19 protein-coding genes and 1 tRNA gene are annotated in these 21149 nt (G+C 74.0%); 14 read left to right on the top strand and 6 right to left on the bottom strand.

The features are described from left to right. Positions 1–141: 141 nt before the first annotated feature. Both LN042_RS21795 and LN042_RS21790 read left to right on the top strand, forming a co-directional pair. Entirely contained in the window at positions 142–933 is a 792-nt protein-coding gene (locus LN042_RS21795) for a GntR family transcriptional regulator (protein ID WP_230052971.1), read from the top strand. Positions 934–995: 62 nt separating this feature from the next. Next, positions 996–1364 (top strand): GNAT family N-acetyltransferase, encoded by a 369-nt coding sequence (locus LN042_RS21790; RefSeq protein WP_230052970.1) that lies wholly within the window; start codon positions 996–998, stop codon positions 1362–1364. A gap of 55 nt (positions 1365–1419) precedes the next feature. Here LN042_RS21790 and LN042_RS21785 read toward each other — a convergent pair whose 3' ends face one another. Further along, positions 1420–1674, bottom strand: a complete 255-nt coding sequence (locus LN042_RS21785; RefSeq protein WP_230052969.1) for a mycoredoxin — start codon at positions 1672–1674, stop codon at positions 1420–1422. Between the two features lie 245 nt (positions 1675–1919). Between LN042_RS21785 and LN042_RS21780 the strand changes: the two genes are divergently transcribed. From LN042_RS21780 to LN042_RS21765, 4 genes are all read left to right on the top strand, one after another. Beyond that, entirely contained in the window at positions 1920–4193 is a 2274-nt protein-coding gene (locus LN042_RS21780) for an ATP-dependent DNA helicase UvrD2 (protein WP_372495791.1), read from the top strand. 251 nt (positions 4194–4444) lie between these two features. Beyond that, entirely contained in the window at positions 4445–4813 is a 369-nt protein-coding gene (locus LN042_RS21775; RefSeq protein WP_230052968.1) for a hypothetical protein, read from the top strand. 165 nt (positions 4814–4978) lie between these two features. Beyond that, positions 4979–5350, top strand: a complete 372-nt coding sequence (locus LN042_RS21770; protein ID WP_372495790.1) for a WhiB family transcriptional regulator — start codon at positions 4979–4981, stop codon at positions 5348–5350. 68 nt (positions 5351–5418) lie between these two features. Beyond that, positions 5419–5739 (top strand): putative WhiB-interacting protein, encoded by a 321-nt coding sequence (locus LN042_RS21765; RefSeq protein ID WP_230052966.1) that lies wholly within the window; start codon positions 5419–5421, stop codon positions 5737–5739. Positions 5740–5908: 169 nt separating this feature from the next. Here the strand turns inward: LN042_RS21765 and LN042_RS21760 are convergent, their stop codons facing one another. Both LN042_RS21760 and LN042_RS21755 read right to left on the bottom strand, forming a co-directional pair. Next, the gene (locus tag LN042_RS21760) at positions 5909–7243 is read right to left on the bottom strand and encodes an ABC1 kinase family protein (protein ID WP_230052965.1); all 1335 of its coding nucleotides are present in this window, start codon (positions 7241–7243) and stop codon (positions 5909–5911) included. 182 nt (positions 7244–7425) lie between these two features. Further along, on the bottom strand, positions 7426–8508 hold the full coding sequence (locus LN042_RS21755; protein WP_230052964.1) for a ThiF family adenylyltransferase: 1083 nt from the start codon (positions 8506–8508) through the stop codon (positions 7426–7428). 208 nt (positions 8509–8716) lie between these two features. On the opposite strand from LN042_RS21755, the gene LN042_RS21750 reads away from it, so the two are divergent. Next, positions 8717–9424: a M48 metallopeptidase family protein gene (locus tag LN042_RS21750; RefSeq protein ID WP_230052963.1), complete on the top strand. Its 708-nt coding sequence runs from the start codon at positions 8717–8719 to the stop codon at positions 9422–9424. 91 nt (positions 9425–9515) lie between these two features. On the opposite strand, the gene LN042_RS21745 is transcribed toward LN042_RS21750, so the two are convergent. Both LN042_RS21745 and LN042_RS21740 read right to left on the bottom strand, forming a co-directional pair. Next, positions 9516–10088: an NUDIX hydrolase gene (locus LN042_RS21745; protein WP_230052962.1), complete on the bottom strand. Its 573-nt coding sequence runs from the start codon at positions 10086–10088 to the stop codon at positions 9516–9518. Next, positions 10085–11686 carry a zinc-dependent metalloprotease gene (locus LN042_RS21740; RefSeq protein WP_230053003.1) on the bottom strand — a complete coding sequence of 534 codons (1602 nt, stop codon included), beginning with the start codon at positions 11684–11686 and terminating at the stop codon, positions 10085–10087. Before LN042_RS21740 ends, LN042_RS21745 begins: the two co-directional genes overlap by 4 nt. A 172-nt stretch (positions 11687–11858) precedes the next feature. Here LN042_RS21740 and LN042_RS21735 point away from each other — a divergent pair, with 172 nt between their 5' ends. The 4 genes from LN042_RS21735 (at position 11859) to LN042_RS21720 (ending at position 15064) form a co-directional block, all read left to right on the top strand. Then, positions 11859–13007, top strand: coding sequence for an NAD-dependent epimerase/dehydratase family protein (locus LN042_RS21735; RefSeq protein ID WP_372495789.1), 1149 nt, complete (start codon positions 11859–11861; stop codon positions 13005–13007). A gap of 64 nt (positions 13008–13071) precedes the next feature. Continuing rightward, the gene (locus tag LN042_RS21730; protein WP_230052961.1) at positions 13072–13512 is read left to right on the top strand and encodes a molybdenum cofactor biosynthesis protein MoaE; all 441 of its coding nucleotides are present in this window, start codon (positions 13072–13074) and stop codon (positions 13510–13512) included. A 221-nt stretch (positions 13513–13733) separates the two neighbouring features. Then, positions 13734–13922, top strand: coding sequence for a hypothetical protein (locus LN042_RS21725; protein WP_230052960.1), 189 nt, complete (start codon positions 13734–13736; stop codon positions 13920–13922). Positions 13923–13981: 59 nt separating this feature from the next. Beyond that, positions 13982–15064 (top strand): YlbL family protein, encoded by a 1083-nt coding sequence (locus tag LN042_RS21720; RefSeq protein WP_230052959.1) that lies wholly within the window; start codon positions 13982–13984, stop codon positions 15062–15064. Between the two features lie 15 nt (positions 15065–15079). Here the strand turns inward: LN042_RS21720 and LN042_RS21715 are convergent, their stop codons facing one another. Beyond that, positions 15080–15643, bottom strand: coding sequence for a PPA1309 family protein (locus tag LN042_RS21715; RefSeq protein ID WP_230052958.1), 564 nt, complete (start codon positions 15641–15643; stop codon positions 15080–15082). Between the two features lie 188 nt (positions 15644–15831). Between LN042_RS21715 and LN042_RS21710 the strand changes: the two genes are divergently transcribed. The 3 genes from LN042_RS21710 to LN042_RS21700 all read left to right on the top strand — a co-directional run bounded on the left by LN042_RS21710 (position 15832) and on the right by LN042_RS21700 (position 21147). After that, entirely contained in the window at positions 15832–18942 is a 3111-nt protein-coding gene (locus LN042_RS21710; RefSeq protein ID WP_230053001.1) for a UPF0182 family membrane protein, read from the top strand. 86 nt (positions 18943–19028) lie between these two features. Next, positions 19029–19102, top strand: a tRNA-Met gene (locus LN042_RS21705). Between the two features lie 215 nt (positions 19103–19317). After that, the gene (locus tag LN042_RS21700) at positions 19318–21147 is read left to right on the top strand and encodes an AfsR/SARP family transcriptional regulator (RefSeq protein ID WP_230052957.1); all 1830 of its coding nucleotides are present in this window, start codon (positions 19318–19320) and stop codon (positions 21145–21147) included. Positions 21148–21149 lie beyond the last annotated feature (2 nt).

Here is a 21149-nt window from a genome sequence, read left to right as displayed (position 1 = left end):
CGGGACGGCATTCGAGGTGGCGGCATCCGCGCAGGCCAGCGCGGTTCCGTCGGCCGGCCGCCGGGCCGGTCGGCGCGGAATCATGGCCAATTATGGTCGGTTTAGCTGAAAGCGGGTCAGATCGCTCGCTACATTTCCAGCGTGACCATCTCCAGTGGCAGCATGCCGTCCCCCAAGTACCAGCGGCTGGCCGCCGATCTGCGCCGCCGGATCTCGGCGGGCGAATGGCCGGGCGGCACCGCGCTGCCGGTGGAGGCAGAGCTGGAGCAGCAGTACAGCGTGGCCCGCAACACCGTGCGGCTCGCCGTCGACGTGCTGGTCAACGAGGGCCTGCTGGTCCGGCTGCAGGGAAAGGGCACCTTCCTGCGCGAGCACCCGGTGCTCGACCACCGGGCCTTCGGGCCGCTGCTGCCCAGTCAGCGGGACGGGCTCGCCGGGCCCAGCGAGGTCTACACGGCGGAGGCGGAGCAGGCCGGGCGGCAACTGAGCGCCGAGTTCGAGATGCTGATCGTGCGGGCCCGGGTGGACGTGGCCGAACGGCTGGGGGTGCGGCCCGGCGAGGCGGTGGTGGTCCGGCGCCAGCTGCGGCTGTTGGACCGGGAGCCCTACTCCATCGAGGAGAGCCACTACCGGGCCGGGGTGGCGGCCGGCACCGCGCTGATGGAGCCCGACCCGGTTCCCGGTGGCGACGAGGCGGTGCTGGCCGCGTTGGGCCGGGTGGAGATCGGGGCGGTGGACCAGTTGGTCGCCCGGATGCCCGGGCCCGAGGAGGCGCAGTGGTTCCAGGGCGGCCCCGGCGTGCCGCTGCTGGTGCAGACCCGGGTCACCTACGACCGCCGGGGCCCGGTCCGGGTGATCGAGACCAGGTACTCCGCCGACCGCTGCCGCCTGGTCTACGGTCTCGGGCAGCTGGGCGCCCGGGCCGGGCGCTGAGGTTGACGGCTCGTCGGATCCGCGCCCTAGGGTGGCAACCCGGTTCAGGAGGGGAGCCCCGGATGCGCAGTGCCATGTTCTTCAGTCACCGGCGCACCGAGGACGCCGTGCTGGTACCCCGCACGGTCGCGATCGCCGACGCCTACCACGCGGCACTGGCCGCCAACAACGCGCGGTTCGCCGAGTTCGAGGGGCGCGGGCTGATCCGTCGGGCCGCCGAGCTGCTGATCGAGCACGCCTTCGGGCCGCTCGGGCTGCGCCGGGTCGGCCTGCGCACGGTGGTGGACAACGTGCGCAGCCGGGCGCTGGCCGAGCGGCTCGGGTTCGTCCGGGAGTCGGTGCTGCCGCAGGGCGCGGTGCTCGCCGACGGGCCGCGCGACCTGGTGGTCTACGGACTGTCGCCCGAGGCCTGGGCGGCGCGCCGCGCCTGATCCCGGGGGACACCGCGCCTGACCCGGGGCGGGGCGGACGCGGTGCGACGGGCCGTCAGGCGGCGAGGGCCTTCTTCACCTGGGCGAGCGACGGGTTGGTCATGACCGCCTGCTCACCGCTCGCGCCGACCACCACGACGGTCGGGACGACCTGGTTGCCGTTGTTGACCGACTCGACGAACTGGGCGGAGGCCGGGTCCTGCTCGATGTTGATCTCGTCGTAGCCGATGCCCTCACGGGTCAGCTGGCCCTTCAGACGAGTGCAGTAGCCGCACCAGGTGGTGCTGTACATCGTGACGCTGCCGGACATCGAGGAGGCTCCTTCGTGAGCGGGACGGGGCGTTGCCGTCTGGTCAACGCACGTGACCGCCGGTCGATTCCCCGGGTCCGGCGCCGGCGTCCGGTTCGGTTGTGAGCTGGTCCGATGATCGGCCCGGGCCTGTGGACAACCGGCCGCACGGTGTCGGTCCGGCCTGCCAGGATGGGAGAGCCGGGCTGCCGGCGGAAGGGTCCGGTCCGGCCGGTCCGGCCCGGTCGAGCCGGCGGGCTGAGAGGATGGAGCCCATGCAGGAAGAGCTGATGATCGACGGCGGCTTCGGTGGGTACGGCGCCCGCCCGGGTGATCCGGACGCCGTGCTGGCCGGGCTCGACCCCGAGCAGCGGGCGGTCGCCACCGCGCTGCACGGTCCGGTCTGCGTGCTGGCCGGTGCCGGCACCGGCAAGACCCGGGCGATCACCCACCGGATCGCCTACGGGGTGCGCACCGGTGTCTTCCAGCCCCAGCAGGTGCTGGCCGTCACCTTCACCGCGCGGGCCGCCGGCGAGATGCGCGGCCGGCTGCGCCAGCTCGGCGCCGACGGCGTGCAGGCCCGCACCTTCCATGCGGCCGCGCTGCGGCAGCTGCAGTACTTCTGGCCGCGTGCGGTCGGCGGCGAGGTGCCCCGGCTGCTGGAGCGCAAGGTGCAGCTGGTCGCCGAGGCGGCCGGCCGCAGCGGGCTGCGCGTGCAGCGCACCGAGCTGCGCGACCTGACGAGCGAGATCGAGTGGGCCAAGGTCACCCAGATCGTGCCGGACGACTATCCGGTGGCCGTGCTCAAGGCCGGCCGCGAGGCCCCGCGCGACCCGGCCGAGATCGCCCGGGTCTACGCGACCTACGAGCAGACCAAGCGCGACCGCAACGTGATCGACTTCGAGGACGTGCTGCTGCTCACCGCCGCCATCCTGGAGGACCGCCCGGAGATCGCCGAGCAGGTCCGGGCGCAGTACCGGCACTTCACGGTGGACGAGTACCAGGACGTTTCGCCGCTGCAGCAGCGGCTGCTGGACCAGTGGACGGGCGCCGCCGTCGGCGCCGGGGCCGGACTGTGCGTGGTCGGCGACGCCAGCCAGACCATCTACTCCTTCACCGGCGCCACCCCCGACTACCTGCTGAACTTCCGCACCAGGCACCCGGACGCGACGGTGGTCAAGCTGGTCCGCGACTACCGCTCCACCCCGCAGGTGGTGCACCTGGCCAACGGACTGCTCGCCCAGGCCCGGGGCGCGGCGGCCCGGCACCGGCTGGAGCTGGTCTCGCAGCGCCCGGCCGGCCCCGAGCCGGTCTACACCGAGTACCCCGACGAGCCCGCCGAGGCCGAGGGCACCGCCCGCCGGATCGGCGAGCTGCTCGCGGAGGGAGTGCGGGCCAGTGAGATCGCGGTGCTGTTCCGCACCAACGGCCAGTCCGAGGTCTACGAGCAGGCACTGGCCGATCTCGGCATCTCCTACCAGCTCAAGGGCGCCGAGCGGTTCTTCGAGCGGCCCGAGATCCGCGAGGCCGGGCTGCTGCTGCGGGGCGCCGCCCGGGCCGTCGGCGATCCGCTGACCGCCGACGCGCCCGACTTGGCCGCCCAGGTCCGGGCGGTGCTGGCCACCCGGGGCTTCACCCCGGTGCCGCCGGCCGGCTCCGGGGCGGTGCGCGAGCGCTGGGAGTCGCTGGCCGCGCTGGTCCGGCTGGCCGAGGAGTTCGAGGCCGGGCGGCGCGCCGCCGGTGAGCCGGCCGACCTCGCCGCCTACGTCGCGGAGTTGGACGCCAGGGCCGCCGCCCAGCACGCCCCCGCGGTCGAGGGGGTGACGCTGGCCTCGCTGCACGCGGCCAAGGGCCTGGAGTGGGACGCGGTCTTCCTGGTCGGCCTGACCGAGGGCACCCTGCCGATCATCTACGCCAAGACCGACGAGCAGCTGGAGGAGGAGCGCCGACTGCTCTACGTCGGAGTCACCCGGGCGAGGGAGCACCTCGGTCTCTCCTGGGCGCTGGCCCGCTCACCGGGCGGCCGGGCCGGCCGCAAGCCCAGCCGGTTCCTGGACGGGCTGCGCCCCGGGTCCGCCGCCGGCGCCGGGCGGACCGGCGGGCGCGGGGGCGCGGAGGGCGGGGCGGAGCGGTCCGCCGGTCGGCGCGCGGCGCGCGGGCCGGTCAAGTGCCGGGTCTGCGGCCGCACGCTGACCGAGGCGGTGGAGCGCAAGCTGCGCCGCTGCGAGGACTGTCCGTCGACCATGGACGAGGGCCTCTACGAGCGTCTGCGTGAGTGGCGGTCCCGCCGTGCCAAGGAGCAGGCGGTGCCGGCCTATGTGATCTTCACCGACGCCACCCTGATGGCGATCGCCGAGGACGCACCGTCAAATGTCGCGGAACTGTCCCGGATCTCCGGAGTCGGCGCACTCAAGCTGGACAAGTACGGTGCGGACGTGCTGTCGTTGTGCTCGGGGGAAGACCCCGAGGTGGAACGGGCCGCTGAGCCGGACGACCCCTCGGCGGAGGTCGTTGCGGACCTCACTGAGGACGAGTCCTGAAACTCGCCGGAAAAATAGTTTGCGCGCTGTGCGTGAAGCGCAATAGCCTGCCGGAGCGGTCAAGGGGACGCGACCGCGAAGCCACTCGGGACCTGTCCTGACCAGGCTTTCCCCTGCTGCACCACAGCACCATCCCGCACCATCCCCGCCGTGGCGGGGCAGCTGGACCGACAGACATCCGAACACCGGAGCCCGGGGGACTGGGCACCGCGAGACGCCGAGAGGAGGCGAGCACAGTGGGAACGAACCAGATGATCACCAAACTGACTGGCCAGACCATTGTCGCCGCTTCCCTGCGTCCCTCCACCACCGCTCTTGTCGCGGGTGGAGTCTCGCTGGTTGCCGGTTCCTTCGGTCTGAGTGTCGGTACCGGTCTGTCCCTCGGCTGGGCCGCGGGCTCCGTCGACTGCTCGCGCGGCATGCGTGGCGGACGACCGACCGAGGCACCGAAGGCGGTGGATGCGGCGGCCAAGCATGGCGCCTATCTGCAGGTCATCGGTGCCGCAGCCGAGCAGCAGGACGAGCAGCTGATCAACCAGGCCAAGGTCGCCTTCATCGGCGCCGAAGCCGCCCGGATCCGGGCCTTCCGCGGGCCTGAACCCTGGAGAGAGCGAACCTGAGCACCCTCAGGTCGGCACTTTTCCAGGGCCGCGGAACCCGTCAACCGGGATCCGCGGCCCTTCTGTTTGTCCGGTACGACCGACCACCAGGCCCCTCGGGGCCTCCGGCCCAGCCCGACCAGTCAGCTGGACCGGAACCGAATCAAGACGAGGAAGACGCCACCAGTGTCCACGGTCATCACACCGCCCACCCCGTCCGTACCGCCGACAACGCCGACCACGGCTCCGCTCGTACCTCCCCCTCCTCCGGAAGGCTCTCTCATGCAGCTCACCTCGATCGACGAAGCCGACGCCCTCGGTGCCACCATCCCCTGCCGCTCCTTCGACCCCGAGGTCTTCTTCGCCGAGACCCCGGCCGACGTGGAGTACGCCAAGTCCCTCTGCGGCACCTGCCCGGTCAAGGAGGCCTGTCTGGCCGGCGCCCTCGACCGGCGTGAGCCCTGGGGCGTCTGGGGCGGCGAGCTCTTCGTCCAGGGCGTCGTGGTGGCCCGCAAGCGGCCCCGTGGCCGCCCGCGCAAGAGCGAGGTCATGGCGTGAACCCCAGGCTCGGAGCAGCGGTAGTCCACCGGGAATGCCCCCCGGCGGACGGCGCACTGCGCCTCTCCGTGCGCACGGCCCTTGCCCAGGCCGATGCCGCGACCCAGACCACCTACCCGACGACGCACCACGAGCAGGACCACGACATGGCGATCACCGCAGGGCCCAGCGCCCGCGCCGAGCAGACCAACGAACTCTCCTTCAAGAACAGGACCCTTGAGATGCATCTACTGCAGGAAAACCTGGCCCGTGCCCATATGCAAGAACGCCTCCACGAGGCCGAGGACCAACGTCTGGCGCTGACGGCGCTGCGGGTGGCACGGCTGCGCCGCAAGGCGGAGCGCGCCACGCTGCGGGCCCGCAAGGCACTGGCCAACGCGGTGCTCTGAGCGCCCGTCAGTGTCGGCCCCGGACGTGCCGATGCCCCGACCACCCCGCCGCAGGGGGTGGCCGGGGCATCGGCACGTCCGGGCACGCGGGCGGCCGGCGGGCGCCGTCCGGAAGGGCTCAGCCGCTCGGCGACCGGGCCCTCCGGGACCAGCTGCCGAGCGGCGCCGCTCAGTCCTGTTCGGCGAAGCCCGGCAGCCAGTCCAACATTTCGGCCCGGAACGGCGCCTGGGCGCCGAGCTGGCAGAGCACCCCGATGGTGCTCAGCGTGACCCGGTGGATCAGCAGGTAGTCCGGCGGCAGGTTGAGCTGCTTGCCGAGGTTGTAGGCGGGGGAGCGGGGATCGGCGATCCGGGCTGCCTGGGCGCGCATCCAGGCCCGGGTGAAGTGGAAGTCCTCCACCGCGGCCGGCTCGATGATCGGCCGGAGGTAGTCGAGCACCGCGTCCGGGTCCAGCTCGATGGTGGGCTTGACGAAGCCCTCGGCGCGCAGCATCTCCAGCACCCCCACCGCGTCACCGGCCAGCGCCATCCGCAGCGAGTCGCCGATCGGCCGGGGCAGTCCGCCGGGCAGCCGGTCGACCGTGCCGAAGTCCAGCACCCCGAGCCGCCAGTTCTCGGCGGGCCCGTCGGTCTTCAGCAGCCGGAAGTTGCCGGGGTGCGGATCGGCGTGCAGCAGCCCGGTGCGGGCCGGACCGGCGAACAGGAAGCGGGCCAGCAGTTGCCCGGCCCGGTCGCGCTCGGTCTGGCCGCCGCCCGAGATCACCTCGGCCAGCGGGGTGCCGTCAAGCCACTCGGTCACCAGCACCTGGTCGGCCTGGGCCACCACGGCGGGCACCACGATGTCCGGGTCGGTGGCGAACTCGTCGGCGTGCACCTGCTGGGCCTCGGCCTCCAGGGCGTAGTCCAGCTCCTCGGTGACCCGCTCCCGCAGCTCGCCGATCAGGGGCTTGATGTCCAGCCCCGGGATCAGCGGCCCGACCAGCCAGGCCACCCGGCTGAGCTGAGCCAGGTCGGAGAGCAGTGCCTCACCGGCGCCCGGATACTGCACCTTGACCGCGACCGTGCGACCGTCCTGCCAGACCGCCTTGTGCACCTGGCCGATCGAGGCCGCGGCGGCCGGGCGGTCGTCGAAACTGCGGAAGCTGGCCCGCCAGTCCTTGCCCATCCGCTCGGCCAGGGCGGCGTGCACCCGGGCCGCGGGCATGGGGGGTGCGGCGTCCTGAAGCTTCGTCAGGGCGGCGCGATAGGGACCCGCGATCTCCTCCGGCAGGGCGGCCTCGAAGACCGACAGCACCTGCCCGAACTTCATCGCCCCGCCCTTGAGCTCCCCCAGGACCTTGAAGAGCTGGTCGGCGGTGGCCTGCTGGAGCTCGGCGGTGACGGCCTCCGCGGAGCGTCCGCCGATCCGCTTGCCCAGGCCCAGGGTGGCCCGCCCCGCGATCCCCAAGGGCAGGGCGGCGAGCCGTGCGGTGCGGGTCATAGCCTTGCGCGGAAGATCGCTCACCCGGGCCTCCCAATCCTGCCACCCTCTGCGGGCCTGCCGTTGGCGGCTCCTCGCGGGGCCGCTGATGACCGGGGACGGCGGTCACTAGGCCCATTGTGCCCGTTCTTCCTGGCGGCTCGGCCAGTGCCCGGCCCAGCGCCGACCGCACCGGCCGCGGCCGCCGGCCGGCGGGGCCCGGCCGGTCAGGGCCAGAAGCAGCCGCACTCCAGATGCGGGGAGAGCCGCAGTCGGCGGGCCATGCCGTCGGCCGCCGAGATCTCGCACCAGCCGTCGATACTCGGCGGCCGCTCCCCGTCGAGCAGCAGCAGCGCGTGCAGCGCGGCGAGCCCGGCCACTGCGGTGGCCAACGCGCCGTCACAGGCCGGCTCCCTGGGCCGCCCGGGCCCCTCGGCGGCGAGCTGGGCGAGCAGCCGGGGCCAGCCGGAGTCCTGATCGGTGCGGCTGAGCACCAGGCAGCCGCCGCAGGCGGAGGCGCCGGGGAGCACCAGGGGACCGACCACCCCGAGGTGCTCCACCACCCCGACGTACAGGTGCGGCGTGCCGGCCCGCATCAGCTCCCGGGCGGCGGCCGCGCTGCCGGCCAACGCCCCGCTGCCGTCCCGGGGCGCGAACACCACCAGATCGGGCGCCGGCGGGACGGCTCCGCCGGCCTCGGGCGCGCCCTCGGGCGCCGGCGCCCGACCGGCGGCGAGCCGGACCGCCTCGCGCGCGGCGGTGGCCCGCGGCCGACCGATCTCACGGGCCGTCAATCCACCGGGGGCGCAGTCGCCGGCGACCACCCGGCCGTGGTCCAGCACCTCGACCGAGCCGATGCCGGCCGCCGCCAGGGTGGTCGCCAGCGCGGCCCCGACCCGCCCGGCGCCACGCACCTCCACCCGCCACCCGGACCGCCGCCCCAGCACCCCGGCGCCCTGCCCCGGCCCGGGATGGAGCAGCGAGAGCGAGGCCAGATCGGGCGCGAGCTGGTCCCGCCGGCTCGGCGGCAGGCCCGCCAGGGCCTGATCGACCGCGCCCGCGTCGTCGAGCAGGCCGGTATCGGCCAGCGAATGCAGGGTCTGTTCGACTGCGGAGGGTTCCAAGCCGAGATCCTGCGCGGCGGCGGTGACGGCGGCGGCATCGCGCTCGCCGTCGAGCAGGGCGAGGAAGGCACAGAACCGCTCATCGGCGCGGGAGACCAGCTGGGCCCGGTCGGGAAGGGTGCCGAACTGCAAGGTCTCCTGGTCGCGCCAGGTGCGGGAGAGCGCGGGCTTGAGCACGGGACGCATGGGAAACTCCGCTCCGGAATCGGCCGAATCCACTCGGTGAGGAAATCCTGCTCCGGTGCCGCCGGTTCACCAAATGCGTTATCCACAGACTGGGGATGATGATCTGACCGGCGGCGGGGACCAAGGCGGTGCTTTCCGGTCGATTGGGTCGAAGAATTCGGCCGGGGCACCGGACTTCTGTCAGGGACAGCCGGTAACGTCGTGTGCCATGGCAGCCGAACGGGACCCCAAGCCCTCGGCGTCGCCTCGGCGTGCCCGAGCAGCTGCCGGGTCACCGGTCGCGACGCCCGGTTCGCGCGGGCGGCCGGCGCCCCCGACGACGGGAGAGGAGCTGCCCACCGCCCAGGCTCCGCCGCCGCAGTCCCCCGGCCACCACGGCCCGGTCGAGGTCCGCCGCAGCGCCCGCCGCAGCCGCACCGTCTCCGCCTACCGCGAGGGCGACCGCACGATCGTGCTCATCCCGGCCCGGATGTCGGTGGCCGAGGAGCAGCGCTGGGTGGCCCAGATGCTCGACCGGCTCGCCGCCCAGGAGAGCCGCCGGGCCCTCGGCGACGACGCCCTGGCCGAGCGGGCCCAGCGGCTGTCCGTCGACTACCTCGGCGGCCGTGCCCGTCCCGACCAGGTCCGCTGGGTCACCAACCAGAACTCCCGCTGGGGCTCCTGCACCCCCAGCGAACGCTCCATCCGACTCTCCCACCGGCTCCAGGGCATGCCGGGATACGTGCTGGACTACGTGCTGCTGCACGAGCTGGCCCATCTGCTGGTGCCGGACCACGGACCGGAGTTCTGGTCCCTGCTGGAGGCCTATCCGCGCACCGAGCGGGCCCGCGGCTACCTGGAGGGGGTGGCCTCCGCCGCCCGGCTGCCGCACATCCCGGGGGCCCGTGGCACGGGCGAGCCCGAGGTGTGCGGCTGACCCCGGCCGTCAGCGGAGCCGACCAGCGGTCCGCCGGTGCGAAGGGGTTCAGCCGACCGGTCCGACCAGCCGTCCGCCGGTGCGAAGGGGTTCAGCCGACCAGCCCGCGGGCCAGCCCGACCAGCCGCCGCACCGAGTCATCGGTCAGCTCCGGCAGCTCGTCCCAGCCGAACCAGCGCAGGTCCAGCGACTCCTCACTGATCAGTTCCCGGGCCCCGGCGGGGGCCAGCGCCAGGTACTGCACGTCCAGGTGGGTGTTGGCCGGGCGGTCCTTGCCGGTGCAGTGCACCTCGTGCCGGTCCAGCTGCACCGGCGCCGGCCGGCCACCGGCCGTGCCGTCGGCGGCGAGCAGCACCAGCCCCGCGATCCCGGACTCCTCGGTGGCCTCGCGCAGCGCGGCGGCTCCCAGGGTGGCGTCGGCCGGCTCGCAGTGCCCGCCCATCTGCAGCCAGAGCCCGACCTTCGGATGGAGGGTCAGCAGCACCCGGCCGGCCGACGGGTCCACCACCAGCGCGCTGGCGGTGACGTGCGCGGGCAGGCAGGACTTGTACAGCCCGTCCTGATGGGCCGCCAGGTGCGCCAGGTAGTCCCGGCGGAGCCCCTCTTGCGCGGCATCGGCGGGCGTCCAGGCGTCGAGCACCTGGACGGCGTCGGCGTGCGTCATGCCTCGGGGCCGTCCTTCTTCTCGCCCTGGTCCTTGCCGGTCTCGCCCGACTCGTCCTGGTCCTTGCCGGTCTCGCCCCGGTCCGTGCCGGTCTCGCCCCGGTCCGTGCCGCCCGAGGCCTTCCGCTCCCCGTCACCCGGCTCGCCGGCACCACCCGCGGCCTCGCCCAGCAGCCGCTCGATCGCGCCGAAGTCCAGGCCGTCCTCGGTGGACTCGGTGTCGCCCCGGTGCACGAAGCCGTCCGGGTCGTCCAGGTCGGCGGCGGTCGGCAGCATGTCCGGGTGCTGCCAGAGGGCGTCCCGGCCCTCGACGCCGCGGGCGTCGGCCAACGAGGCCCACAACCGGGAGGCGTCGCGCAGCCGGCGCGGGCGCAGCTCCAGGCCGACCAGGGTGGCGAAGGTCTGCTCGGCCGGGCCACCGCTGGCCCGGCGGCGGCGCAGCGTCTCGCGCAGCGCCGAGGACTGCGGCAGGTGCGGCTCGGCGGCGGCGTGCACCACCGCGTCCACCCAGCCCTCGACCAGGGCCAGCGCCGTCTCCAGGCGGGCCAGCGCGGCCTTCTGCTGGGGAGTGTCCTCGGGCTGGAGCATGCCGCCGGAGAGCGCCTCCTGGAGCGCCTCCGGGTTCTCCAGGTCGAGGCGGCCCATCATCTCCTCCATCCGGGAGGTGTCCACCTTGATGCCCTGGGCGTACGCGTGGACGGCGCCGAACAGGTGGGCGCGCAGCCACGGCACGTGGGTGAAGAGCCGCTGGTGGGCGGCCTCGCGCAGGGCCAGGTAGAGCCGCACCTCGTCGGCGGGGACGCTCAGCCCCTCGCCGAACTCGGCGATGTTCTGCGGCAGCAGCGCCGCCTTGCCGGCCGGGGCCAGCGGCAGGCCGATGTCGGTGGAGCCGAGCACCTCGGCGGCCAGCGCGCCGAGCGCCTGGCCGATCTGGGTGCCGAACATGGCGCCGCCCATCGAGCGCATCACGCCCATCAGCGGGCCGGCCACGGCCTGCATCTCCTCGGGCAGCACGCCGCCCATGGCGTTGCCGACCCGCTCGGCGACCGGGTCGACCAGCTCCTGCCAGACCGGCAGGGTGGCCTCGATCCACTCGGCCCGGCTCCACGCCACCGCGCCGGCCGACGAGGTCGGGAACTCGGTGGCGGAGTCCAGCCAGAGCTCGGCCAGCCGGACCGCCTCCTCGACCGCGGCGCGCTCGGCGGTGCCGACCGAGCGGTCCTTGCTGCGGCCCTCGGGCTGCTCGGCCACCACGGACTGCCGGGCGATGTCCTTGGCCAGCTGCCAGTTCACCGGGCCGCCCTCGAACGACAGCATCTGGCCGAGCTGCTGGAAGGCGGCGCCCAGGTCGCCCGGGTTGAGGCCGCCCATCATGGCCGCGAACGGGTTGTCACCGGATCCGCCCTGGCCGCCGGGGCCGCCGGCGCCGAACAACGCGCCGAACGGGTTGGCCCCGCCGAAGCCGAAGGGCTCCTGCGGCTGGTTCGCGCCGGACCCGCCGGTCGGCTCGCCGGGCTTGTCGTTCTTCTCGCCGCCCTTGTCCTTGCCCTCCTCGGGCTCCTCGGGCGGGACACCGAATCCGAAGGGGAGGTCGCTCACTGGGTCCTCGATCTGGTCGGCCGTCACGCGCGGGTGCTGTGGCGGGAATGCAGCTAGCAGGTGGGAGCGGGCACGCCCGCGCCGGGTGCGTAGCCGGGCCCGCTCCTCGGGCAGGATGGACGGTACGTGACACTCGTACGTACGCACATAAGCTAACCGTGGAGGATGGCCGGTGAGTTCCCCGTCTTCGGACGTTCGCTCTGGGCTGACCGGAGACGAGGAAGCCCAGGTGGTGCCCGGGTCCGCGCCCCCAGCCTACGGCGGCAGACCGCTCACCGTCGCCGTCACCGGCGCGGCCGGGGTGCTGGGCGGCCGGGTGGCGGCCCGGCTGGTGGCCTCGCCGGGGGTGCGCAAGGTCCTGGCGATCGACGACCGCCGGGGCGAGACCGCCGGCGTGCAGTGGCGGGTGCTGGACGTGCGCGATCCGGCGGTGGCCGAGCGGCTGCGCGGGGTGGACGTGGTGGTCCACCTGGCGATGGACCTCGGCATGGAGTCCGACCCGCGGGTCCGCAGCGCCTACAACGTGCGCGGCGCCCAGACCGTGGTGACGGCCGCGGCGGCCGCCGGCGTGCAGCGGGTGGTGCTCTGCACCTCCGCGATGGTCTACGGCGCGCTGCCGGACAACGAGGTGCCGCTCGCCGAGGACTCGGAGCTGCGGGCCACCGAGGAGGCCAGCCTGGTCGGCGACCTGCTGGAGATCGAGCGGCTGGCCCGGCGGGCGCCGCGCGCCCACCCGGGCCTGCAGGTGACGGTGCTGCGGCCGGCCGTGGTGGTCGGGCCGGGCATCGACACCGTGCTGACCAGGCACTTCGAGGCACCCCGGCTGCTGGTGGTGGCCGGCTCCCGGCCGTGTTGGCAGTTCTGCCACGTGGACGACCTGGCGGCCGCCCTGGAGTACGCGGCGCTCGGCCTGGTCGAGGGCGAGGTGACGGTCGGTTGCGACGGCTGGCTGGAGCAGGAGGAGGTGGAGGCGCTCTCCGGGATCCGGCGGATGGAGCTGCCCGCCTCGCTGGCCCTGGGCACCGCCGCCCGGCTGCACCGCCTGGGCCTGACCCCGGCGCCGGCCGGGGACCTGGCGTACACCATGTACCCGTGGGTGGTCTCCGGGAGCCGGCTGCACGAGGCCGGCTGGCGGCCGCGGTACGGCAACGAGGAGGTGCTGGCCGAGCTGCTGGCCCAGGTCGCGGGCCGGCACGCGGTGGCCGGGCGGCGGCTCGGCGGCAAGGAGGCCGCCACCAGCCTGGGCGCGGCCGGCGCCACGGTGGCCCTGGTCGGCACCGCCGCGCTGGTGCGCCGGGCGCGCAAGCGGCGCCGCTACTGAGGCCCGGTGGTTCGTGCGGTCCGACAGTTGCCCGGTCGGGCCGCCGGTGGACCATGATGGGGCCATGTCCGAGAATCACGACCCCATCCGCCTGCTCGCGATCCGGGAGACTCCGCTCTCCCTCGACGAGGTCTACGCGGCGGTCGGCGACGACGCGGCCGGTGGCACCACGGTGTTCGTCGGGACCGTCCGCGACCACGACGGCGGCAAGTCGGTGGCCGCGCTGGAGTACAGCTGCCACCCGACCGCCGAGCGCGAGATGCGCCGGATCGCCGAGAAGGTGGCGGCCGACTACCCGGTGCGGGCGCTGGCGGCGGTGCACCGGACCGGGCGGCTGGAGATCAACGACGCCGCGGTGATCGTCGCGGTCTCCTGCCCGCACCGCGGCGAGGCCTTCGCCGCGGCCCGCAAGCTGATCGACGACCTCAAGCACGAGGTGCCGATCTGGAAGCACCAGGTCTTCACGGACGGTCAGGAGGAGTGGGTCGGCGCGGGCTCCTGCTGAGGGCGCGCGTTGCCGCTGAGGGCGCATTGTCCTGCCGACGCGCCCGACCATGCTGACCGGGCGCCCGGTCCCGTCGGATCACCCGATCGGTGGCAGCCGGGTAGATCAATCATTCCCCCGGGTGGCCGCAAAGGGACCGCCGTAACCCGGATGGCGTCAGCGCCGTTCTCCGTCCGGCCGGTTAATGTGCTGATAGGCAGGACGGAGCAGGGAGGACGGACATGGGAGCGCTGGCCTGGTTGGGGATCCCCGTCGGCGCGGGGGTGCTGGCCCTGCTCTGGGCGGCCTGGGCCGCGCGTCCGCCGCGGGCCACGGGTGACGGCGCCTCACTCGCCGAGCACCAGCGGTTCCTGGCAGCGATGGAGCGCAGCACCGGCAGCGACAAGGTCCCGGACCGCCAGGGGAGCTGATCCCGGGGGCCCGCTGACCCGGCGGGCGCACGGCGGCCCCGGTCCCGTACTGTCGTGGCATGCCACGCCGCTCTGCGACGATGCTCGCCGCCACCTTGATGCTCATAGTGCTGCTCTGCGTCTCGGTCGTGTTCCACGTCCCGTACACCCAGCTGAGCCCGGGGCCGACCTACAACACGCTCGGTGCGCAGGACAAGTCCGGCACCCCGGTGATCTCCATCTCGGGCCACCGGACGTATCCGACCACCGGTCACCTCAACATGACGACGGTGCAGGTCACCGGGGCCGACTACCAGCCCAGCCTGGTCTCGGTGGTGGTCGGCTGGCTGAGCAGCGACCAGCTGGTGGTGCCGCACGGCACCGTCTACCCGGCGGGCCAGACCGAGCAGCAGTCGCAGCAGCAGAACGCCGAGGACTTCGTCAACTCGCAGGACAGCGCCAAGACCGCCGCGCTGACCCAGCTCGGCATCCCGGTCGGCACCGAGGTGATGATCTCCTCGGTGGTGGCCGGCGGCCCCAGTGAGGGCAAGCTGCACGCCGGTGACCGGATCATGGCGGTGGACGGCACCCCGGTCACCGACGACAGCCAGGTGGCCAAACTGGTCTCCGCGCACAAGCCGGGCGAGACCGTGGTCTTCACCGTCGTGCCGCACGACAAGGACAGTCCGAACCCGACCCAGGCCGACGAGAACCAGGTTCCGATCACCACCACCAAGGCCCCGGACGCCGACCGGGCGATGGTCGGGATCGTGCCGACCAACGGGCACAGCTACCCGTTCAAGATCGACATCGGGCTGCAGGACGTCGGCGGCCCGAGCGCCGGGCTGATGTTCGCGCTCGGCATCGTGGACAAGCTCACCCCCGACGACCTGACCGGCGGCCGGTTCGTGGCCGGCACCGGGACGATCGACGACAGCGGCAAGGTGGGGCCGATCGGCGGCATCTCGATGAAGGTGATCGCCGCCCGCAACGCCGGAGCGCGCTACTTCTTCACCCCCAGCGACAACTGCGCCGAGGCGAGCCGCAACACCCCCGCAGGGCTGCGGCTGATCAAGGTGGACACCCTGGACGGCGCGCTGAAGGCGCTGGCCCAGCTGCGGGCTGGCCAGGACGCGGCGCTGCCGTCCTGCCCGGCCCACTGACCGCGGGAGACGAGCTCAGGCGAAGGTCGCCAGCAGCGCGTCGGTCAGCCCCGGCACCAGGTCGGGGCCGGTCAGCACCTCGCGCGGCAGGTCCTTCTCGCGCAGCCGCAGTGCGGTCTCCTTGCTGCCGTCGCGCAGCACGGCGGCGGTGATCCGCACCTCCTGGCGGTCCGGGTGGTTCGCCACCCAGTCGTTGAGCTGGGCCTCGCCGGCACCGGCCGGCCTGGTGCGCTCGGCGTTCGGCGGCAGCATCAGCCGCTCCACCACCAGCGCGCAGCCGGCCACACCGGGCGGCCAGGCGATGGTGCCGAGGAACTTGTCCAGCGCCATCCCGGCGGGCAGCTCGTCCTGCTCGACCGGGGTGAGCGAACCGTCGTTCGACGCGTCCAGCCCAAGCTGGCGGGCGACCGCCGGGTTGCTGCGGCGCAGCTCGGCGCTGTCGACCAGGGCGAACAGGCGGGCGGGCAGGTCCCACCCGAGCGAGCCGACGTACTCGTCGATCTCCAGGGCGGCACGGGTGAGCGGGGTGGCGGCCGGCAGCAGGCCGGAACCGTCGGGGGTGAAGCTGGCATCGGACATGACTCAATCCTCACATGCCGCCCGGGTCGCCGGGGCGCGACGCCGGGACGCACCGGGCGCGGGGCAGCGGGGTGCGGCCCGGGAACTCGGGAGAAGCCTGGTTAAGTTGCGTAACGGTGGGGCGCCGGGCTCGGTGGGCCCCCGGACGAACCACTCCCGACAGCAGAGGTGCCACCTTGGTCTTCCAGATGCCCGACCGCGGCGGACCGGCGTCCCGGGCCCGGGGCGGCCCGCCGTCCCGGCGCGCCAAGGTCCTGCTGCTGACGGCGGCCGCGCTGGTCGTGGTCTTCCTGGCGTTCATGGTGTTCGCCGGCGTCTGGACGGACTGGCTCTGGTTCCGGTCCGTGCACTACTCCTCGGTCTTCCGCACCCGGCTGGTCGTCGAGTCGGGGCTCTTCGGCGGGTTCGGGCTGGTGATGGCCGTGGCCTGCGCGGTCAACATGTGGCTGGCGTACCGGCTGCGGCCGCCGCTCTCGGCGATGTCGCCGGAGCAGCACAGCCTGGACCGCTACCGGACGGGCATCGGACCCCACCGCCGCCGGCTGCTGCTGGGCGTCTCGCTGCTGATGGGCCTGGTGGCGGGCGGCGCGGCGGCCGGGCACTGGCGGCTGTGGCTGCTGTGGACCGACGGCACGCCGTTCGGGGTGCGGGACGCGCAGTTCCACCTGGACGTGGCGTTCTACGCCTTCGACCTGCCGTGGTACCAGTTCCTGCTCGCCTTCGCGTTCAGCGTGGTGGTGGTCTCGGTGCTGGGCGCGCTGTTGGTGCACTACCTGTACGGGGGCCTGCGGCTGCAGGGGCCCGGGCGGCGGGCCAGCGTCGGGGCGCAGGGGCAGCTGGCGGTGCTGCTGGGGCTGTTCGTGCTGCTGAAGGCGGTCGGCTACTGGCTGGACCGGTACGCCCTGGCGGTGAAGACCGGCGCCTACAAGGGTGTCGCCGGCTACACCGGGCTGCGCTACGTGGACGCCAACGCCTACCTGCCGGCCAAGACCATCCTGTGCTGCGTGGCGCTGATCTGTGCCGTGCTGTTCTTCCTCACGCCGGTGCGGCGCACCTGGGCGCCGGCGCTGCTGGGGTTCGGTCTGATGGTGCTCTCCGCCGTGCTGATCGGCGGCCTCTACCCCGCGATCGTGCAGCAGTTCCAGGTCAAGCCAGATGAGCAGGCCAAGGAGACGCCCTACCTGCGGCAGAACATCGACGCCACCCGGCAGGCGTACGGCATCTCCGACGTGCGGACCAGCCGGCCCGTCCCGGCCGAGTCGGCCGGCGCCGGCGCGCCGGCCCCGGACGCGCACACCATCGCCGACATCCGGCTGCTCGACCCCAACATCGTCTCGCCCACCTTCCAGCAGCTGGAGCAGCAGCGCTCCTACTACGGTTTCCCGAGCACCCTGGACGTGGACCGCTACCCGACGGCCGACGGCGGCGTGCAGGACACCGTGATCGGGGTGCGCGAGCTGGACCTGAGCGGGGTGCAGCAGCGCAACTGGATCAACGACCACTTCAAGTACACCCACGGCTACGGCGTGGTGGCCGCCAAGGCCAACCAGGTGGACGACCGCGGCCAGCCGGTCTTCACCGAGTCCGGCCTGCCGGCCACCGGCGCGCTGGGCGGCTTCGAGCAGCGGATCTACTACGGCGAGAAGACCACCGACTACGCCATCGTCGGCGGCACCAACCGCGAGATCGACTACACCTCCGACAACGGCCAGCAGACCTACCGCTACCAGGGCGACAGCGGGGTGTCGCTGGACGATCCGATCACCCGGGCCGCCTACGCGGTGGAGTTCGGCGAGCCGCAGCTGCTCTACTCGGGGGCGATCGGCGGCGGCGCCCGGGTGCTCTACGACCGCACCCCGGAGCAGCGGGTGGCCAAGGTCGCCCCCTGGCTGACCGTCGACGCGGACCCGTACCCCGTGGTGCAGAACGGCCGGCTGCTCTGGGTGCTGGACGGCTACACCACCTCGGACGGCTACCCGTTCTCGTCCAGGACCACGCTGGGCTCGGCCACCGAGGACTCGCTGAGCGGCAGCCGCGGCACCGCGATCGGCGCCGACCGGGTCAACTACATCCGCGACTCGGTGAAGGCCACGGTGGACGCCTACACCGGCGAGGTGACGCTGTACCAGTGGGACGCCCAGGACCCGGTGCTGAAGACCTGGATGAAGGCCTTCCCCGGCACGGTCGAGCCGCGCTCCGCGATCCCGGCCGGGCTGCTGCCGCACCTGCGGTACCCGCAGGACCTGTTCAAGGTGCAGCGCGACATGCTGGGCATGTACCACATGACCGACCCGAGCTCCTTCTTCAGCGGGACGGACATCTGGCAGGTGCCGGCGGACCCGACCAGCGACCGCGGCCAGGCCCAGCCGCCGTACTACCTGACCGTGCGGATGCCCGGCGCCCAGAGCGCCGCCTTCTCGCTGACCAGCACCTTCGTGCCCAGCAAACGGGAGAACCTGGCGGCCTTCATGGCGGTGGACTCCGATCCGGGGCCGGACTACGGGACGATCCGGATCCTCCAGGTGCCGAGCGACTCCGGCACCCCGGGGCCCGGCCAGGTGCAGGCGAAGTTCAACTCCGACGGCAGCGCGGCCGTCTGGCTCAGCCAGGTGAAGAACGGCGGCGACTCCCAGGTGGAGTACGGCAATCTGCTGACGCTGCCGGTGGGAGGCGGGTTCCTCAATGTGGAGCCGGTGTACGTCAAGGCGCGAGGAGCCAGGTACCCGGTGCTGCAGAAGGTGCTGGCGGTCTACGGCACGGACACGGTGGTGTTCGACGACACCCTGCACGACGCGCTGGCCGCGTTGTTCGACGGCGGCGGCGGGGCGGGCGGGGTGGCACCGCCTGGCGGGGCCGGGGGGTCGGCGGGTTCCGGTGGTGCGTCGGCCGCGCCGCCGGCGGTGTCCGGGGACGTCGACTCCGCGCTGCGGAAGGCGCTGGAGGACGCCCGGAAGGCGGACACGGACGCCCAGAACGCCCTCAGGGCGGGTGACTGGGCGGCGTACGGCGCGGCCGAGAAGGCGCTGCAGGAGGCGTTGAACGAGGGGGCCGTCACCGGGCCGCAGGCCTCGCTCCCGGCTTCGCCGTCGGCCCCATCCCCGGCCTCGCCGTCGGCCTCACCCCCCGCCTCGCCGGCCTCACCGGCCTCGCCGTCGTCGGCAAGCCCCGGTGGACCGAGCCGGGGCGGCCCCGGTGGCGCCGGGGGACCGAGCGGTACCGGTGGCTCCGGTGGCCCCGCGCCGGCGGCCGCGCCGCCGCCCTCGACCGGCCCCGGTCCGTCGGCCAGCCCCTCGCCGTAGCCGCTGAGCTGTGCCTCCGCGCTCCCGCCGGGACGGGCGGTGTGCGCGGGGGCCGCCGCGACCGTGCTATGGTTGTCCCACAACGACGCGGGGTGGAGCAGCTCGGTAGCTCGCTGGGCTCATAACCCAGAGGTCGCAGGTTCAAATCCTGTCCCCGCTACTCAGGCCGAAGGCCCGGAGGTTCGCCTCCGGGCCTTCGGTGTTTCCGCTCCCCACGCGAGTCCGCCCCCACCCAGTCCGCCCCGCCAGCGGGCTCGTCGTGCGTTCGTCGCGATCCGGACAAGGATGGCCGGACCCCGTTGACGCCACCTTTGGTCTAGTCCACCGTGTGCTCCGACCCGGCAGCGGCCGCCCCGGGTCGGAGGGGAGGACGGCATGGACTCGGCGCGCGCGGCCGGGCCGCTCCGCTACGAGCTGCTGGGGCCGCTGGTGGTGCGGCGGGCCGGACGGGAGGTGGACCCGGGGCCGCCGATGCAGCGGGCGGTGCTGGCCGTGCTGCTGCTCGGGGCGGGCGAACCGGTGCCCCGGGAGCAGATCGTGCGGGCGGTCTGGGGCGCGCGGGCCGGTGCCACCGCGCCGGGGTTGGTGGCCACCTACGTCTCCCGGCTGCGCCAGGTGCTGGAGCCGGACCGGCCCCGGCGCACCGTGGACGGGCTGCTCGCCACTCGGGGAGCCGGCTACCGGCTCGCGGTCGGCCCGGGCGAGCTCGATCTGCACGACTTCGAGGCGGCCCGGCGGCGGGCCGGGGAGTGCCGGGCGGCCGGAGCCCCCGAGCAGGCGCTGGCGGTGCTCGACCAGGCGCTGGCGCTCTGGCGCGGCAGCGGGCTGGACGGGCTGCCCGGGCCGTTCGCCGCGCTGCACCGGGGGCGGCTGGCCGAACTGCGGTTGTCCGCGGTGGAGGAGCGGTTCGAGCTGGCGCTGCTGCTCGGCCACCACCACGAGGCGGTGGCCGAGTTGGGCCTGCTGGCCGTCGCCCATCCGGCCCGCCAGCGGCTGCGCGCGTTGCTGATGCTGGCGCTGCACCGGGCCGGTCGGCCGGGCGAGGCGCTGGCGGTCTACGGGCAGACCAGGCAGTTCCTGATCGAGCACCAAGGCTTGGAACCGGTACGGGAGTTGACCAGGCTCCAGCAGCGGATCCTGCGCTCGGACCCGGCACTGGAGCAGCCCGTCGCGCCGCGGCCCGGGCCTGCGGTGCTCTGCCCGCCCGCTCAACTTCCGTCCGACGTGCCGGGCTTCACCGGGAGGGCCGGGGAGCTGCGGGTTGTCACCCGGAGTCTGGTTGCGGGGCGGCGCTCGGGGCCGGTGCCGCTGGTGGTGGTCAGCGGGCCGCCGGGGGTGGGCAAGACCGCGCTCGCCGTGCACGCCGCGCACCGAGTGCGTGAGCGGTTCCCGGACGGGCAGTTGTATGCCGCGTTGCACGAGCCGGACGGCACGCCGGGCGATGTCGGGGTGCTGCTCGGCCGGCTGCTGGCGGATCTCGGGGTCGAACGGCGGGCACAGCCCGTCGAGCCGGAACGGCGCGCCGCGCTGCTGCGGTCGCTCTGCTCCGGGCGACGGCTGCTGCTGGTGCTGGACGACGTGGCGGACGCCGGACAGTTGGCCGCGCTGCTGCCGGGGTCGCCGAGCTGCGCGGTGCTGGCCACCAGTCGCGGACGGCTGACCGGGCTGCCGGGGGCCCGCGGTGTGCCCCTGGACGTGCTGCCCGCCGCGCAGGCCGTCCGGCTCTGGCGCCGACTGCTGGGGGCGCCGGAACTCCCGGACGAGGAGCGGGTGGTGGCCGCCTGCGCCGGACTACCGCTGGCCCTGCGGGCGGCCGCCGCGCGAGCCGCCGCGCGGCCGGGGCGCGGGCTCGGCCCGTTGGCCGCCCGGCTGGCGGACGAGAGCCGGCGACTGGCCGAACTCGGGCTGGGCGGACGGGGAGTGGCGCAGGCACTCGGCTCGGCCGAGTGGCGCCTCGACCGGGCGGTGGGCGGGCCTGCCGCTCTGGCGGCCTTCCGACGGCTCTGCCGGTGTGCGCCGGGGGAGTTGGCGGGGAGGCTGGCCGCGCTGCCGGAGGAGCACGCGGAGCTGCTGGTGGAGTACGGGCTGCTGCTGGCCTCCCCGGACGGGCGACCGCGGCTGCACCCGCTGACCGCTCTCTACGGGCGTGCGGCGGATGGACGGCGGATGGAATCCCGGTGCCATCGGGCCCCGCAGTCCCCTTGACC

The organism is Kitasatospora humi, assembly GCF_020907985.1.
In the GTDB taxonomy this organism is placed as follows: Bacteria; Actinomycetota; Actinomycetes; order Streptomycetales; family Streptomycetaceae; genus Kitasatospora; species Kitasatospora humi.
Note: the sequence above shows the minus strand (reverse complement) of the source record. Positions and strands in the feature narration are given on the sequence as shown.